Source organism: Comamonas faecalis, assembly GCF_039538025.1.
Lineage (GTDB): Bacteria > Pseudomonadota > Gammaproteobacteria > Burkholderiales > Burkholderiaceae_C > Comamonas_C > Comamonas_C faecalis.
The window spans coordinates 134,148-149,271 of sequence record NZ_BAABBP010000002.1; the positions used below are offsets into that span (position 1 = coordinate 134,148).

Here is a 15,124-nt window from a genome sequence, read left to right on the forward strand (position 1 = left end):
GCATCAGGCGCTGCGCGCCTGGCATTGCTGGCGCAATGCACAGTTTGTTTTGGTGAAACAAGTTGCTCATACGCGGCCTCCGCGCATCGGCTGCTGCGCAGCCGCCAGTGCTTGCGCACTGGAGCAGTTTGTTTTGGTGAAACAAACTCCTCATACGCGGCCTCCGCGCATGAGCAGTTTGTTTTCATAGTCGACACGCAGCACGACTGCGATGGCGACCAGGTTCATCAAGATGGCCGATCCGCCATAGCTCATCAGCGGCAGCGTCAGCCCCTTGGTAGGCAGCGCGCCCAGGTTGACGCCCATGTTGATGAAGGCCTGGAAGCCGATCCACAGCGCGATCCCCTCGGCCACCAGGCCGGAGAAGACGCGGTCGAGCGCGATCGCCTGGCGGCCGATCAGCATGATGCGGCGCGTGAGCCACAGGAATGCCAGGATGAGCGCGAGCACGCCGATCAGCCCGGTCTCCTCGCCGATGACGGCCAGCAGGAAGTCGGTGTGCGCCTCGGGCAGCCAGTGCAGCTTCTCGACGCTGGCGCCCAGGCCGGCGCCGAAGATCTCGCCGCGGCCGATCGCGATCAGCGCGTGCGACAGCTGGTAGCCCTTGCCCAGCGCGTGCGCCTCGCTGAACGGGTCGAGGTAGGCGAAGATGCGCTCGCGCCGCCACGGCGACAGCCAGACCATGGCGGCAAACGCCAGCACCAGGATGAACGCGATCACGAAGAACATGCGCGCGTTCACGCCGCCCAGGAACAGGATGCCCATCGCGATCACCGCGATGACCATGAAGGCGCCCATGTCGGGCTCGGCCAGCAGCAGCGCGCCGACGATGGCCACGGCAACCGCCATCGGCAGCACCGCGCGGAAGAACCGCTCCTTGACCTCCATCTTGCGCACCATGTAGTCAGCCGCGTAGATCAGCACCGCGAACTTGGCCAGCTCGGACGGCTGGAACTGCATCACCCCCAGGCTGAGCCAGCGCCGCGCGCCGTTGACCATGGTGCCCACGTGCGGGATCAGCACCGCCACCAGCAACGCCAGCGACAGCAGGAACAGCCAGCGCGCGTTGCGCTCCCAGGTGTTCATCGGCACCTGGAAGGCCAGCAGCGCGGCGACGAAGCCGACGGCCAGCGCCATCAGGTGGCGCACGAGGAAGTGCATCGGCATCATGCGGCCGAAACGCGGGTTGTCCTGCATCGCGATCGACGCCGAATACACCATCACCACGCTGAAGGCCAGCAGCAGCACGACGACCCACAGCAGCGCCTGGTCGAAGCCGAGCTGGCGCGCCGCCGTCGCCGTGGTCGGGCGGTATTGCGCGCCGCCCAGGCGCACCGGCAGCACGTCGGCCGCGTCAGCCGGCGCCATGCCCACCAGCGCGCGCAGGCGCTGCCACAGGCCGGCTGCGCGGCTGTTCTGGGGTGCGGCGGCCGTGTTCATGCCACGCCTCCGTGCAGGCTCTGGCCGGCGTCCTCGGCCAGCTGCGCCACCGCGTCGCAAAACACCTGGGCGCGGTGGGCGTAGTTGTCGAACATGTCCAGGCTGGCACAGGCCGGCGACAGCAGCACCGCGTCGCCCGCCTTGGCCTGGGCCGCGGCCAACTGCACCGCCTCGGGCAGCGTCGCGGCCTGCAGCAGCGGTACCTGGCTGGTGGCAAGCGCCACGGCGATCTGCGGCGCGTCGCGCCCGATCAGCACGACGGCGCGCGCATGGCGCGCCACGGGCGCGGCCAGTGGCGAAAAATCCTGGCCCTTGCCGTCGCCGCCCAGGATGACGACCAGCCGCCGCTCTGCGCCCAGGCCGGCCAGCGCGGCGACGGTGGCGCCGACGTTGGTGCCCTTGCTGTCGTCGAAATATTCGACCGCGCCGACCATGCCGATGGATTCGACCCGGTGCGGCTCGCCGCGGTATTCGCGCAGGCCGTACAAAAGCGCCGCCAGCGGGCTGCCCGCGGCCTGGGCCAACGCCAGCGCGGCCAGCGCGTTGGTGGCGTTGTGCCGTCCGCGAATGCGCAGGGCGCCCTCGGGCATCAGCCGCTGGATGAACAGCTCCTGCTGAACCGCGTTGCGGCCGCGCTTTTGCGTCTCGTCGGCCTCCTGCGCGCGTACCAGCCAGGCCATGCCGTTGACCACCTCGATGCCGAAGTCGCCCGGCTGGCGCGGCATGTCGCCGCCAAAGGTGACGTGGGCGCGCTGGCGCGGCTTTTGCAGCTTGACCGGAACGGGCGGCGGCAGCATGGCCATCACCGCGTCGTCCTCGCGGTTGAGCACCATCAGCGCCTGCTCGCCAAAAATGCGCGCCTTGGCGGCGCCGTAGGCGGCCATCGAGCCGTGCCAATCCAGGTGGTCCTGCGTCAGGTTGAGCACCACGGCGGCCGTCGGCTCGAAACCCCGCACGCCGTCGAGCTGAAAGCTCGACAGCTCCAGCACCCAGGCATCGGGCAGGTCGTGCGCGTCCAGGCGCGCGGCCAGCGTGTCGAGCAGCGCCGGGCCGATGTTGCCGGCCAGCGCCACGTTGCGCCCGGCGTGCGTGAGCAGGTGGCCGGTCAGCGCGGTCACCGTGGTCTTGCCGTTGGTGCCGGTCACGGCCAGCACGGCCGGGCGATAGCCCTGCGCCTGCAGCAGCGCCAGAGCCTGGGCGTACAGGTCGAGCTCACCTTGCACCGCAATGCCCTGCGCGTGCGCGGCCTGCGCCAGCGCGGCAATGCCGGCCGGCGCCAGACCCGGCGAGCGCAGCACGCGGTGCGGCGCACCGTCTGCCAGCAGATCGGCCGTCAACTGCCCGGTGATGAAGCGCGCCTGCGGCAGTTCGGCGCGCAGCGCGGCCAGCTGCGGCGGGTTCTCGCGCGTGTCGGCCACCGCGACCTCGGCACCGCAGCGCGCGCACCAGCGCGCCATCGACAGGCCGGACGCGCCCAGGCCCAGCACCAGCACGCGCTGGCCGGCCATCGACTGGGACAGCGATTGCGCCAGCGCTTGCACGTCCAGCGGCGCTTGCTCGCTGGGCGGCGCTTCGGGGGCGGCAACGGCTGCGCCAGCATCCGGTTCGGGCTCTCCGACCTCGGCAAAGATGCGCGCGACGAAGGCCGCCGCCTCGGCTGCGGCGCCCAGCTGCGTTGGCACATCGGGCAACTGGGCTGGCACGGCTGCATCCGGCGCAACGCCGCCCGCCTGCGGCGCGGGCGCGGCAGGCGGCTCGGTGGGCTGGGGGATGTGGGGCAGCTCGTTCATCGCAGTTTCAGCGTGGACAGGCCGACCAGGCACAGCAGCATGGTGATGATCCAGAAGCGGATGACGACCTGCGTCTCCTTCCAGCCGCTTTTCTCGAAATGGTGGTGCAGCGGCGCCATCTTTAAGAGGCGCCGGCCCTCGCCGTAGCGGCGCTTGGTGTACTTGAACCAGGTCACCTGCAGCATCACCGAGACGGCCTCGACGACGAAGATGCCGCCCATGATGGCGAGCACGATCTCCTGGCGCACGATGACGGCGATGGTGCCGAGCGCGCCGCCCAGCGCCAGCGCGCCGACGTCGCCCATGAAGACCTGCGCCGGGTGGGCGTTGAACCACAGGAAGGCCAGCCCCGCGCCGGCCATGGCGGCGCAAAAGATCAGCAGCTCGCCCGCGCCCGGGATGTGCGGGAACAGCAGGTATTTGGCATACACCGCGTTGCCGCTGACGTAGGCGAAGATGCCCAGCGCCGAGCCGACCATGATCACCGGCATGATGGCCAGGCCGTCCAGCCCGTCGGTCAGGTTGACCGCGTTGCTGCTGCCGACGATCACCAGGTAGGTCAGGATGACGAAGCCGAGTACGCCCAGCGGGTAGCTGACCTCCTTGAAGAACGGCACCAGCAGCCCGGCCTTGGGCGGCAGGTCGAGCGTGAAGCCCGAGCCGACCCAGTGCACGAACAGGTCGAAAACGCGCGCGTTGGAGTCGCCCGAGATGGCGAACACCAGGTACAGCGCCGCGACCAGCCCGATCACCGACTGCCAGAAATACTTCTCGCGCGAGCGCATGCCCTCGGGGTCCTTGTTGACTACCTTGCGCCAGTCGTCGACCCAGCCGATGGCGCCAAAACCCAGCGTGACCAGCAGCACGATCCAGACGAAGCGGTTGGACAGGTCGAACCACAGCAGCGTGGAGAGCGCGATCGACAGCAGGATCAGCACGCCGCCCATGGTCGGCGTGCCGCTCTTGACCAGGTGCGTCTCCATGGCGTAGCCGCGCACCGGCTGGCCGATCTTGAGCGCGGTGAGCATGCGGATCACGCGCGGGCCCAGGCCAACGCCGATCAAGAGCGCCGTCATCGCCGCCATCACCGCGCGCAGCGTCAGGTACTGGAAGACGCGCAGAAAGCCCCACTCCGGCCCCAGGCTCTGCAGCCATTGCGACAGCATCAGGAGCATGCCGCCTCCTCGATCGCCCGCACCACCTGTTCCATCCTCATGAATCGTGATCCCTTCACCAGCACGCTGCCCACCGTGGGCAGCTGCGCGCGCACCGCCGCGATCAGCGCTGCCATGTCGTCGAAATGCCGCGTGCCTGCCGCGTGGGCGCTCAAGGCGCCCAGCGTGAACACCTGCTCGATGCCGCGGCCGCGCGCCTGAGCGCCGGCCTCGGCGTGCAGCTGCGGCCCCTGCGCGCCCACCTCGCCCATGTCGCCCAGCACCAGCAGGCGCGGGCCGGGCAGCTCGGCCAGTACGTCGATGGCCGCATGCACCGAATCGGGGTTGGCGTTGTAGCTGTCGTCGACCAGCGTCAACACGCGGCCGGCCAGGCGCACGACGAGCGCACGCGAGCGCCCGGAAACCGGCACGAAATCGGCCAAACCGCGCGCCACCGCTGCGATGGGCGCTCCTGCAGCGATAGCGCAGGCAGCGGCCGCCAACGCATTGGCGACGTTGTGCCGGCCGGCGATGTGCAGCCGCGTATCCAAGCTGCCGGCGGGCGTGGCGATGCGCAGCTGCCAGGCGCCGTCCTGCCACACGGCTGCGGTGCAGCGCACCTCGCCAGCGTCGCTGCCCTCACCCCTGCCCTCTCCCAGAGGGAGAGGGGGCAAGTCAGGGCGCGCGTCCACTCCCTCGCCCCTCTGGGGAGAGGGTGGGGGTGAGGGGCGGCTCGCATCGGCAAACGTCAGGCAGCGGCGCCCATCGGCCAGCTGCGTCCACAGCGCGGTATAGGCGTCGTCCGCCGGAAACACCGCCACGCCGTCCACGGGCAGCGCAGCGAACACGCTGGCGTTCTCGCGCGCCACGGCATCGATGGTGTGCATGAATTCCAGGTGCTCGCGCTGCGCGTTGTTGACCAGCGCCACCGTCGGCCGGGCCATCGCGGCCAGCTGGGCGATCTCGCCCGGGTGGTTCATGCCCAGCTCGACGACGGCCGCGCGGTGCTGCGCGCGCAGGCGCAAGAGCGTCAGCGGCACGCCGATGGCGTTGTTGAAATTGCCCGCGGTGGCCAGCGCCGCGTCGCCCAGCCAGGCGCGCAGCACGCTGGCCAGCATCTGCGTGACCGTGGTCTTGCCGTTGCTGCCGGTCACCGCGATCAGCGGCAACACCCATTGCGCGCGCCAGCCGGTGGCCAGCGCCGCCAGCGCCGCCAGCGTGTCCGGCACCTCGATGCCGGGCAGGCCGCCCTCGCCCAGGCCATGCTGCGCCAGCGCGGCCGCGGCACCGGCGGCGCGGGCCTGCGGCAGGAAATCGTGCGCGTCGAAGCGCTCGCCGCGCAGCGCGACGAACAGGTCGCCTGCAGCCAGCGTGCGCGTATCGCTGTGCACGCGCATGAGCGGCAGCGCGCCGTCGCCAACCAGGCGCGCCTCGGGCGCATGCTCGGCCAGCAGCGCATGCGCCTGGGCCAGGGTCATCATCGGCGCGCTCATGCCCCGCCCTCCCGGCGCGCCAGCGCGGCTTGCGCCTGCTCCATGTCGGAGAACGGCCGGCGCTCGCCACGCACTTCCTGGTAATCCTCGTGGCCCTTGCCGGCAATCAGCACCACGTCCTCGGGCGCGGCCTCGGCGATCGCCAGCGCAATCGCGGTGGCTCGGTCGGGGTCGGCCCGCACATGGCTGCTGGCAATCATGCCCTGCAGAATCTGGTGCACGATGGCCTGCGGCTCCTCGCTGCGCGGGTTGTCGCTGGTCACCCAGACGCGGTCGGCGCCGTGCTGGGCGGCCGCACCCATCAGCGGGCGCTTGGTCGCGTCGCGGTCTCCGCCGCAGCCGAACACACAGTGCAGCCGGCCTCCCCGCGCTGCCGCCACCGGCTTGAGCGCGGCCAGCGCCTGAATGAGCGCGTCGGGCGTGTGCGCATAGTCGACAGCCACCAACGGCTGGCCGGGCAGCGCGATTTGCTGCATGCGCCCGGGCACCGGCGCCAGCTGCGCACAGGCGTGCACCGCCTGCGCCAGCGGCACGCCCAGCGTACGCAGGCCGGCAATCACGCCCAGCAGGTTGGAGATGTTGAACTGGCCGATCAGCCGGGTCTGCAGCGCCACGCGCTGCCCGTCCTCGACGACGGTGAACGCCAGGCCCGTCTCGGTGTGCGCCACGTCCTGCGCGCGCAGGCGCGCCGGGCGCTCGATGGCCACGCCCCACAGATCCAGGTCGCGGGTCTGCAGCTCGGCGTGCAGCTCGCGGCCCCTGGCGTCGTCCAGGTTGACGACGGCCGCCGCCAGGCCGGGCCAATCGAACAGCACGCGCTTGGCGCGCCAGTAATCCTGCATGTCGGCGTGCCAGTCCAGATGATCCTGGGTGAAATTGGTGAACAGCGCGGTGTGGATGTGCGTGCCCGCCAGGCGCTGCTCGGCCAGGCCGATGGACGAGGCCTCGATCGCGCACTCGCCCGCGCCGCCGTGCGCGAAGTCGGCAAACGCCTGCTGCAGCCGCACCGGGTCGGGCGTGGTCATGCCGGTGGACTGCACGCGCGGCGGCACGCCCACGCCCAGCGTGCCGACCAGGCCGCAGCCCGTGCCCGCGATCTGCCCTTGGGCCACCAGCGCGTTGAGCGCATGCGCCAGCCACCATGCGGTGCTGGTCTTGCCGTTGGTGCCGGTGACGGCCAGCACGCGCAGGCGCGCGCTGGGATTGCCATGCCAGTCGGCGGCGATCAGTCCGGTGGCGGCCTTCAAGCCGGGCAGCGCGGCAATGGCGCCGCTGGAGAAGCTGAAATGCTGCACGCCCTCGGCCTCGACCAGACAGGCGGCGGCGCCGCGCGCCAGTGCGTCGCCCACGTGGGCGCGCCCGTCGGTGGCAGCGCCGGGCCAGGCGATGAAGACGTCGCCCGCGCCCACCTGGCGGCTGTCGGTGCGCAACTGCCCATGGCAATGCTGGCGCACGAAGGCCGCGGCCTGGCCGGCGGTGGCAAGAAACTGGATCTGGCTCATAGGGGCTCCTGCACCGCTTCGGCGACGATTTGCGGCTGCACCTCCACGTCGGGCGTCACGCCCATGACGCGCAGCGTCTGCTGCACCACCTCGCTGAACACGGGCGCTGCGACCGCGCCGCCGTAGATCGTGCCGTTGCTCGGCTCGTCGACCATGACGGCGACGATGACACGCGGGTCGTTGACCGGCGCCAGCCCGGTGAACCAGGCGCGGTATTTGCCCTTGGCATAGCTTTTGCCGACCTGCTTGCGCGCCGTGCCCGACTTGCCTCCGACCGAGTAGCCGACGGTCTGCGCGCGCTGGCCGGTGCCGCCGGGGCCGGCGGCCATCTGCAGCATCTTGCGCACCTGGGCCGCGGTGCGCGCGGAGAACACCTGCACGCCCTCGGGGCGCTGGTCGGTCTTGAGCAGCGTGGCCGGAATCACGCGGCCGTCGTTGGCGAACACGGTGTAGGCGCGCGTGATCTGCAGCAGGCTGGCCGACAGGCCGTAGCCATAGCCCATGGTCGCCTGCTCGACGGTGCGCCAGCTCTTGTAGGGGCGCAGGCGGCCGCTGGCCGCGCCGGGAAAGGCCAGATCGGGCTTGTGGCCGAAGCCCAGCGCCGAGAAGGTCTGCCACATGTCCTGCGCCGGCAGCTGCAGCGCGATCTTGGTCGTGCCGACGTTGCTCGATTTCTGGATCACGCCCTCGACGGTGAGCACGCCGTAGTTGCGTGTGTCCGAGATGGTCGAGCCGGTGACGTTGATGCGCCCGGGCGTGGTGTCGATGATGGTGTCCGGGCGCATGCGCCCCGAGTCCAGCGCCAGCCCGATGGTGATGGGCTTGATCGTCGAGCCGGGCTCGAACACGTCGGTGAGCGCGCGGTTGCGCAGTTGCTCGCCGGTCAGGCGGCGCCGGTCGCCGGGGTTGAAGCTGGGGTAGTTGGCCAGCGCCAGCAGCTCGCCGGTGTGCGCGTCCAGCACCACGACGCTGCCGCCGACCGCCTTGTGCTGGATGACGGCGTCGCGCAGCTTCTGGTAGGCGAAGAACTGCACCTTCGAATCGATCGACAGCTGCAGGTCGCGGCCGTCGACCGGCGGCACCTCGGCGCCAATCTCCTCGACGACGCGGCCCATGCGATCCTTGATGACGCGCCGCGAGCCGGCCTTGCCCGCCAGCTGGCCGTTGAACGCCAGCTCCATGCCCTCCTGGCCAAGATCCTCGACGTTGGTGAAGCCGACGATGTGCGCGGCCGACTCGCCCTCGGGGTACTGGCGCTTGTATTCCTTGCGCTGGTAAATGCCCTTGATGCCCAGCGCCGCGATCTTCTGGCCCACGTCCCAGTCCAGCTGGCGCTTGATCCAGACGAAGCTCTTGTCCTCGTCGGCCAGCTTGGCCATCAGCTGCGCCTGCGGCATGTCCATCAGCCTGGCCAGCTGCTTGAGCTGGGCGCGCACCTCGGGCTTGTCGCTTTGCACGTCCTCGGGAATGGCCCAGATGCTGGCCGCTGGCACGCTGGAGGCCAGGATCAGGCCGTTGCGGTCCACGATGCGCCCGCGGTTGGCCGGCAGCTCCAGCGTGCGGGCAAAGCGCACCTCGCCCTGGCGCTTGTAGAAGGCGTTGTCAAAGATCTGCACATAGGCGGCACGCCCGGCCAGCGTCAGAAAGCCCAGCGCCACCGCGGCAACGATGAACTTGCTGCGCCACACCGGCGTCTTGCTCGCCAGCAGCGGGCTGAGCGTGTAGTTGACGCTGCGGCTGCTCATTGCCCGCCTCCCGCGTCCGGCGCCGGCACCGGTGCATTGGCGCCGGGGTCGGTCACGTACTGCGTGATGGCCGGCGAGGCCGGGCGCATCTGCAGACGGTCGCGCGCCAGGCGCTCGATGCGCAGCGGCGTGGACTGGGCGCTCTTTTGCACCTGAAGGCGCTGGAATTCCGAGCGCAGGCGCCGCGCCTCGATGTCGGCGCGGTCGAGCGCGGTGTACAGCAGGCGCGATTCGTACTGTGTGTGCACCAGCACCATGGCGCTGGCCATCACCACCAGCAGCAGCGCAATCGACACGCGCGTCATGGCCGCACCTCGGTGCGCTCGGCCACGCGCATCACCGCGCTGCGCGCGCGAGGGTTGGCCGCCACCTCGGCGGCAGAGGGTTTGACGCGGCCCAGGGCCTTCAGGCGCATCGGCGCCGGCGCGGCAAACGGCGCGCGGCGGTCGAACACCTCCCTGGAATGCAGCGCGATGAACTGCTTGACGATGCGGTCTTCCAGCGAGTGAAAGCTGATCACCACCAGCCGCCCGCCCGGCGCCAGCACCGAGAGGCTGGCCTCTAACGCGCGCTGCAGCTCTTCAAGCTCGGCATTGATGAAAATCCGTAAAGCCTGAAATGTGCGCGTTGCAGGGTTCTGGCCCGGCTCGCGGGTCTTGACCGCGCCAGCCACGATGCCGGCCAGCTCGGCGGTGCTTGCAACAGGGCCCCGTTCCTTGCGCCAAGCAACAATCGCCTTTGCAATGGGCCCAGCAAACCGTTCTTCACCGTAGTCACGTATCACCTCCGCTATCCGTGGAACCTCGGCATGTGCCAACCAATCGGCCACGCTCTGGCCGCGCGTGGTGTCCATGCGCATGTCCAGCGGACCGTCGAACCGGAAACTGAAACCGCGCTCGGGCGCGTCGATCTGCGGCGAGCTCACGCCCAGATCCAGCAGCACGCCGGCGACGCTGGCCTGCGGCAGATCGCCCAGGTGCGAAAAGCCCTCGTGTCGAATTGAAAAGCGCGCATCCGTGATGCGCGCTGCGGCGGCGATGGCCTGCGGGTCCTTGTCGAAGGCCAGCAGGCGTTGCCCAGGCCCGAGCCGCTCCAGGATCCGCCGCGCGTGCCCCCCCCTGCCAAACGTGCCGTCGACGAAGGTGGCCGTCGGCGGGTGGGCGCCGCCGAGCAGGGCGTCGACCGCCTCGGGGGCAAGTACCGTGATGTGCTGCAGTGTCTCGTCCATCCGCAGCCCTTAGAAAGAGAAGTCCTTGAACACGTCGGGCATCGGCGCCTGCATCGCCTCGGCTTCCTTGGCCTCGTAGGTGGCCTTGTCCCACAGCTCGAAGTGCGCGCCCATGCCCAGCAGCACCGCCTCCTTGGAGAGGCCTGCGGCCTCGCGCAGCTCGGGCGACACCAGCACGCGGCCGGTGCCGTCCATCTCCACGTCCATGGCGCTGCCAAGAAAGATGCGCTTCCACCACTGCGCCTTCATCGGCAGCTCGGCAATGCGTTCGCGAAACGCCTCCCAGGCCGGGCGCGGAAACACCATCAGGCAACCGTCCGGGTGCTTGGTGATCGTCAGCTGCCCGCCGTGCTGCGCCAGGGCGTCACGGTGCCGGGTCGGCACGGACAGCCGCCCCTTGACATCCAGACTCAGCGATGACGCCCCTTGAAACACGTATTCGACCCCTGTAGAGCGCTATTGTCGCCCTGGGCAGGGGACAAATGGCACTTTTCACCACTTCATTGCACTTTTTTGCACTGTAGCAGGAAACCCTTCGGGCGCAAGGGCCGGGTTGATCTTTTTTCACAATGGAATCAAAGACTTAGAAAGCAAATGCAAAGTGAAAAAATAAAAATACCATTACCAATTAAGCACTTAACAACCAATATGAAAGTGCTTTGTCACATGACGGCGGGTTACGACAGGCCACAGACCCATGGCAGCGCCACGGCAAAAACAACGGGCCACCGGCCGCGCTCGCGCATGCCGATGGCCCGTTGCACCGCAGGTGCGCCCGCCGTCAAAGAATGAAGCGCGACAAGTCCTCGTCCTGGCTCAGGCTTTGCAGGCGCTGGTTCACGTAGCCGGCGTCGATCACGACGGTCTGGCCTTCAAGTTTGGCGGCGTCGAAGCTCACCTCGTCGAGCAGGCGCTCCATCACCGTGGACAGGCGGCGCGCGCCGATGTTTTCGGTGCTCTCGTTCACGTCATAGGCGATGTGCGCCAGGCGGGTGATGCCCTCGGGCGTGAACTCCAGCGCCACGCCCTCGGTGGCCAGCAGTGCCTGGTACTGCTTGACCAGCGACGCATGCGTCTGCGTCAGGATGGCCTCGAAGTCCTGCACCGACAGCGATCCGAGCTCCACGCGGATCGGAAAGCGCCCCTGCAGCTCGGGGATCAGGTCGCTGGGCTTGGACAGGTGGAACGCCCCCGAGGCGATGAACAGGATGTGGTCGGTCTTGACCATGCCGTACTTGGTCGACACCGTCGTGCCCTCGACCAGCGGCAGCAAGTCGCGCTGCACGCCCTGGCGCGAAACGTCGGCGCCGCTCGTCTCCTGGCGCGCGGCCACCTTGTCTATCTCGTCGATGAAGACGATGCCGTTCTGCTCGGCGTTGGTGAGCGCCCGGGTCTTGACCTCTTCCTCGTTGACCAGCTTGCCGGCCTCCTCGTCGGTCAAGAGCTTCATGGCCTCGGCAATCTTGAGCTTGCGCGTGCGCCGGCGCTCCTGACCCATCTGGCTGAACATGCCGCGCAACTGCTCGGCCATCTCCTCCATGCCCTGCGGGCCCATGATCTCGACCTGCGGGCGGGCGTCGGCCACCTCGATCTCGATCTCCTTGTCGTCCAGCTGCCCCTCGCGCAGCTTCTTGCGAAACACCTGGCGCGCCGTGTTGTCGGCGGGCGCCTCGCCGGTACGCGAGGCATCGGAGCCGGCACTGCGCGCCGGCGGAACCAGCACGTCCAGGATGCGATCCTCGGCCGCGTCCTCGGCGCGCGCGCGCAGCTTCTTCATGTCCTGCTCGCGCGTCTGCTTGACCGCCACCTCGACCAGGTCGCGGATGATGGCGTCCACGTCCTTGCCGACGTAGCCGACCTCGGTGAACTTGGTCGCCTCGACCTTGATGAAGGGCGCATCGGCCAGACGCGCCAGGCGCCGCGCGATCTCGGTCTTGCCCACGCCGGTGGGGCCGATCATCAGGATGTTCTTGGGCGTGATTTCCTGGCGCAGGCCGGGGTCGACCTGCTGGCGGCGCCAGCGGTTGCGCAGCGCAATGGCCACGGCGCGCTTGGCAGCCTGCTGGCCGACGATGTGGTTGTCGAGCTCGGAGACGATTTCCTGGGGGGTCATGGAGGACATTTTTGGCCCAATTCAGCCTCTGGCGCGCGCCGCGCGCGCACCAGCAGCGGCAAAGACAATGGTGAAACGCTTAGAACGTGTTCTTACAGCGTTTCGATGGTGTGGTGCATGTTGGTGTAGATGCACAGCTCGCCGGCAATCTCCAGCGACTTCTTGACGATGTCATGCGCGGGCAGCTCGGTATTGGTCAGCAGCGCCTTGGCCGCCGAGTGCGCATAGGCGCCGCCCGAGCCGATGGCGACGATGCCCTGCTCGGGCTCGAGCACGTCGCCGTTGCCGGTGATGATGAGCGAGGCGCTGGCGTCGGCCACGGCCAGCATGGCCTCCAACCGGCGCAGCACGCGGTCGGTGCGCCAGTCTTTGGTCAGCTCGATGGCGGCGCGCGTCAGATGGCCCTGATGCTTCTCCAGCTTGGCCTCGAAGCGCTCGAACAGCGTGAACGCGTCGGCCGTGGCGCCGGCAAAGCCGGCAAGCACCTTGCCGTGGTAGAGGCGGCGCACCTTGCGCGCCGTGCCCTTGACGACGATGTTGCCCAGCGTGACCTGGCCGTCGCCGCCCAATGCAACTTCATGACTGCCGTCCGCGCGCTGGCGCCGGACGCTGAGGATGGTGGTGCCGTGGTACTGTTCCATGGGCGTGCCAGATGGGGGCGCACCGCGCGAACGCAAGAGCGCGCGGGAACAAAAAGAGGGGGATACGCGGCTGCACCAGTGGTACAGCGCCTGCGACTCATTCCATTTCTATATCGATCGAGTACGCGAAGGTGAAGCGCAGACAGTGCTGTAGCACGGCAAACAAAGCCGACAAAGTAATCGGTTGATATAGAAATGGAATCAGCGCTCGCGCGCCACGATGGCCGCGTGCTGGTCAACGCCGATGATGTTGAAGAACACCGCCACCAGCCGGTGCAGTTCGGTGAACTCGACCCGGTGGCCCTCGGCCTCGCGCGCCGCGGCCCAGTTCAGCACCGAGCCGATCGCGGCAAAGTCGATGCGGATCAGCCGGTCGCAAGCGATGGTGAACACCTGGCCCGGCTGCATCCACTCCTGCATCGGTTCGAGCAGCGGCGTGGCGTCGCCCTCGATGTGGCCGCTCAGCTGCGCCTGGTAGGCGGGCATCTGCGTGCTCAGGATGGACGACAGGCCGAAGTCGCTCAGCAGCGTCTCGCTGTCGGGCACGGGCGCGGCGCGCCGCGCCGGATCGTCGTCGCCATACAGGCAGCGCGGCGCCTCCCACGACGGCGGCGAGACCTCGTAGGTCACGCAGTAGTCGAGCGCCACCAGCTCGAACTCGTCCATCTGCCCGGTCAGGCGCAGCGTGGACATGCGCAGCCGCCACCAGGCAGGGTCGCTGGCGCGCTCGCCCGACGGCGTGTGCGCCGTAAGCAGGTCGTGCAGTGCCTGCACACCGGAAAAATGCAACTCAACCGGCTGGCCGGCCCAGCGCTCAAAAACGCCTGCAAGCGCGGCCACGGCAGGCGGCTCGATGCTGGTCAGCCGCGCCCAGTTCATGGCCCAGGGCTGGGCGGCGCGCTCCAGCGCCGCCAGCAGCGCGGCGACCGACTGCTGGCCCAGCTGCGCGGGCGCGCTCCAGTTGAGCTCGCGCTGCGCCGCCGCGCCGTCCTGCGCCGATGCGCTCGGCAATCCCAGTTGCTCGGGCAGAGAGAACCACAGCGGCGAGGTGCGGCCAAAGCGCTTCGCGAAGTCGATGGCCAGTGCCTCGAAGCGCTCCTGCCGGCCGGTGGCGCGCAGCAGGTCGAACAACGCCATCCAGACGCCGTACTGCGCCTGCGGGTCGGCCTGCTTGCGCTGCGCCAGCAGATCCAGCAGCGCGGCCTCGGCGCCGTCGTAGTCGGCATTGGCAAACAGGATGGCTGCCTCTTCCAGGTCGGTATCGTGCACGAACCGCGCGCGCGGCGCAGCGGACGGCGGCGCGGCCACTGGTTGCGTATCGGCGCCAAAACCGAGGTCGAGCGCCATGTCCAGCGGCGCGCCGCGCTCCGGTGCCGTGGGCGAACTCGCCGGCGCGCCCTGGAGGCTTTGCACGCGCGCCGCTGCCAAGGGCTGCTCCAGCGGCTGGGGCGCCTGCCCCGGCGGCGGCAGCGACGACGGTTGCAGCGACGAGGCCGCATCTGCGCTGCGCTCCGGCTGCGGTGCAGCCGCCTGGGCGGGGGGCTGTGGCGGCTGCCGCGCTGCGTCCTGCTGCGGCGTGCCGTGCGCGGCCGGCGCCGCCACGGGCGCGGCGCGTTCGCCTTTCTTGCTCTTCCACCACTGCTGCGACATCTGCGCCTCGATCTCGTCGATCTTGCGCAGCGTGTCGGCGCGGTCGTCGGCCGACGCCAGGCTGCTCTGGAAGAAGGAGGAATGCCCCATCGGGTCGACTCCCTCGATCACCTGCCCGGGTGAGATCTCGCGCCGGCGCAGGCGGCGCAGCTGGTCGAACTCGCGGCGGCGCACGAAGTCGTTGCGCCGCTTGCGCTCGATCATCTCCTTGAGCATCTGCTTGCTGTAGCGGCTTTCGGAGTCGCCCTCGCCTGCCGCCGCGTCGCCCGCGCGCGGGCTGCGCATCAGGCGCACCACGCGCGACAGCAAACCGCCGCCGGCCTGAGGTTCGGGCTTGTTCATCGCGAAAAAAAATCCGTGGGCACGTC

General features: G+C 69.3%; 12 protein-coding genes. All 12 read right to left on the reverse strand.

The genetic code is table 11. The features are described from left to right. Positions 1–150 precede the first annotated feature (150 nt). Entirely contained in the window at positions 151–1,440 is a 1,290-nt protein-coding gene (gene ftsW, locus ABD767_RS01795; protein ID WP_103045518.1) for a putative lipid II flippase FtsW, read from the reverse strand. Further along, positions 1,437–3,230 carry a UDP-N-acetylmuramoyl-L-alanine--D-glutamate ligase gene (murD, locus tag ABD767_RS01800; RefSeq protein ID WP_344867889.1) on the reverse strand — a complete coding sequence of 598 codons (1,794 nt, stop codon included), beginning with the start codon at positions 3,228–3,230 and terminating at the stop codon, positions 1,437–1,439. The genes ftsW and murD overlap by 4 nt, the downstream gene beginning before the upstream one ends. Next, a complete protein-coding gene (gene mraY / locus ABD767_RS01805; protein ID WP_103045520.1) occupies positions 3,227–4,405 on the reverse strand; it encodes a phospho-N-acetylmuramoyl-pentapeptide-transferase in 1,179 nt (392 codons plus the stop codon). Before mraY ends, murD begins: the two co-directional genes overlap by 4 nt. Beyond that, entirely contained in the window at positions 4,396–5,877 is a 1,482-nt protein-coding gene (locus ABD767_RS01810; protein ID WP_344867892.1) for a UDP-N-acetylmuramoyl-tripeptide--D-alanyl-D-alanine ligase, read from the reverse strand. The genes mraY and ABD767_RS01810 overlap by 10 nt, the downstream gene beginning before the upstream one ends. Then, positions 5,874–7,379 carry a UDP-N-acetylmuramoyl-L-alanyl-D-glutamate--2,6-diaminopimelate ligase gene (locus ABD767_RS01815; RefSeq protein ID WP_103045522.1) on the reverse strand — a complete coding sequence of 502 codons (1,506 nt, stop codon included), beginning with the start codon at positions 7,377–7,379 and terminating at the stop codon, positions 5,874–5,876. Before ABD767_RS01815 ends, ABD767_RS01810 begins: the two co-directional genes overlap by 4 nt. Beyond that, positions 7,376–9,124: a penicillin-binding transpeptidase domain-containing protein gene (locus ABD767_RS01820; RefSeq protein WP_103045523.1), complete on the reverse strand. Its 1,749-nt coding sequence runs from the start codon at positions 9,122–9,124 to the stop codon at positions 7,376–7,378. Before ABD767_RS01820 ends, ABD767_RS01815 begins: the two co-directional genes overlap by 4 nt. After that, positions 9,121–9,429, reverse strand: a complete 309-nt coding sequence (gene ftsL, locus ABD767_RS01825; RefSeq protein ID WP_103045524.1) for a cell division protein FtsL — start codon at positions 9,427–9,429, stop codon at positions 9,121–9,123. The genes ABD767_RS01820 and ftsL overlap by 4 nt, the downstream gene beginning before the upstream one ends. After that, the gene (rsmH, locus tag ABD767_RS01830; protein ID WP_103045525.1) at positions 9,426–10,352 is read right to left on the reverse strand and encodes a 16S rRNA (cytosine(1402)-N(4))-methyltransferase RsmH; all 927 of its coding nucleotides are present in this window, start codon (positions 10,350–10,352) and stop codon (positions 9,426–9,428) included. Before rsmH ends, ftsL begins: the two co-directional genes overlap by 4 nt. Positions 10,353–10,361: 9 nt before the next feature. After that, on the reverse strand, positions 10,362–10,787 hold the full coding sequence (gene mraZ / locus ABD767_RS01835) for a division/cell wall cluster transcriptional repressor MraZ (protein ID WP_103045526.1): 426 nt from the start codon (positions 10,785–10,787) through the stop codon (positions 10,362–10,364). Positions 10,788–11,133: 346 nt separating this feature from the next. Further along, positions 11,134–12,474, reverse strand: coding sequence for an ATP-dependent protease ATPase subunit HslU (gene hslU / locus ABD767_RS01840; RefSeq protein ID WP_103045527.1), 1,341 nt, complete (start codon positions 12,472–12,474; stop codon positions 11,134–11,136). A gap of 83 nt (positions 12,475–12,557) precedes the next feature. After that, a complete protein-coding gene (gene hslV / locus ABD767_RS01845) occupies positions 12,558–13,106 on the reverse strand; it encodes an ATP-dependent protease subunit HslV (protein ID WP_103045528.1) in 549 nt (182 codons plus the stop codon). Positions 13,107–13,307: 201 nt separating this feature from the next. Next, complete coding sequence (locus tag ABD767_RS01850) at positions 13,308–15,098, reverse strand: STAS domain-containing protein (protein WP_344867898.1); 1,791 nt, start codon at positions 15,096–15,098, stop codon at positions 13,308–13,310. Between the last annotated feature and the right edge of the window lie 26 nt (positions 15,099–15,124).

Bases quoted from the DNA above. Each gene is read 5' to 3' on its own strand.
- rsmH (WP_103045525.1), bottom strand. From the start codon at position 10,352: ATGGACGAGACACTGCAGCACATCACGGTACTTGCCCCCGAGGCGGTC.
- ABD767_RS01820 (WP_103045523.1), bottom strand. From the start codon at position 9,124: ATGAGCAGCCGCAGCGTCAACTACACGCTCAGCCCGCTGCTGGCGAGC.
- ABD767_RS01850 (WP_344867898.1), bottom strand. From the start codon at position 15,098: ATGAACAAGCCCGAACCTCAGGCCGGCGGCGGTTTGCTGTCGCGCGTG.
- mraY (WP_103045520.1), bottom strand. From the start codon at position 4,405: ATGCTCCTGATGCTGTCGCAATGGCTGCAGAGCCTGGGGCCGGAGTGG.
- hslU (WP_103045527.1), bottom strand. From the start codon at position 12,474: ATGTCCTCCATGACCCCCCAGGAAATCGTCTCCGAGCTCGACAACCAC.
- ABD767_RS01810 (WP_344867892.1), bottom strand. From the start codon at position 5,877: ATGAGCGCGCCGATGATGACCCTGGCCCAGGCGCATGCGCTGCTGGCC.
- ftsW (WP_103045518.1), bottom strand. From the start codon at position 1,440: ATGAACACGGCCGCCGCACCCCAGAACAGCCGCGCAGCCGGCCTGTGG.
- ftsL (WP_103045524.1), bottom strand. From the start codon at position 9,429: ATGACGCGCGTGTCGATTGCGCTGCTGCTGGTGGTGATGGCCAGCGCC.
- hslV (WP_103045528.1), bottom strand. From the start codon at position 13,106: ATGGAACAGTACCACGGCACCACCATCCTCAGCGTCCGGCGCCAGCGC.
- murD (WP_344867889.1), bottom strand. From the start codon at position 3,230: ATGAACGAGCTGCCCCACATCCCCCAGCCCACCGAGCCGCCTGCCGCG.
- ABD767_RS01815 (WP_103045522.1), bottom strand. From the start codon at position 7,379: ATGAGCCAGATCCAGTTTCTTGCCACCGCCGGCCAGGCCGCGGCCTTC.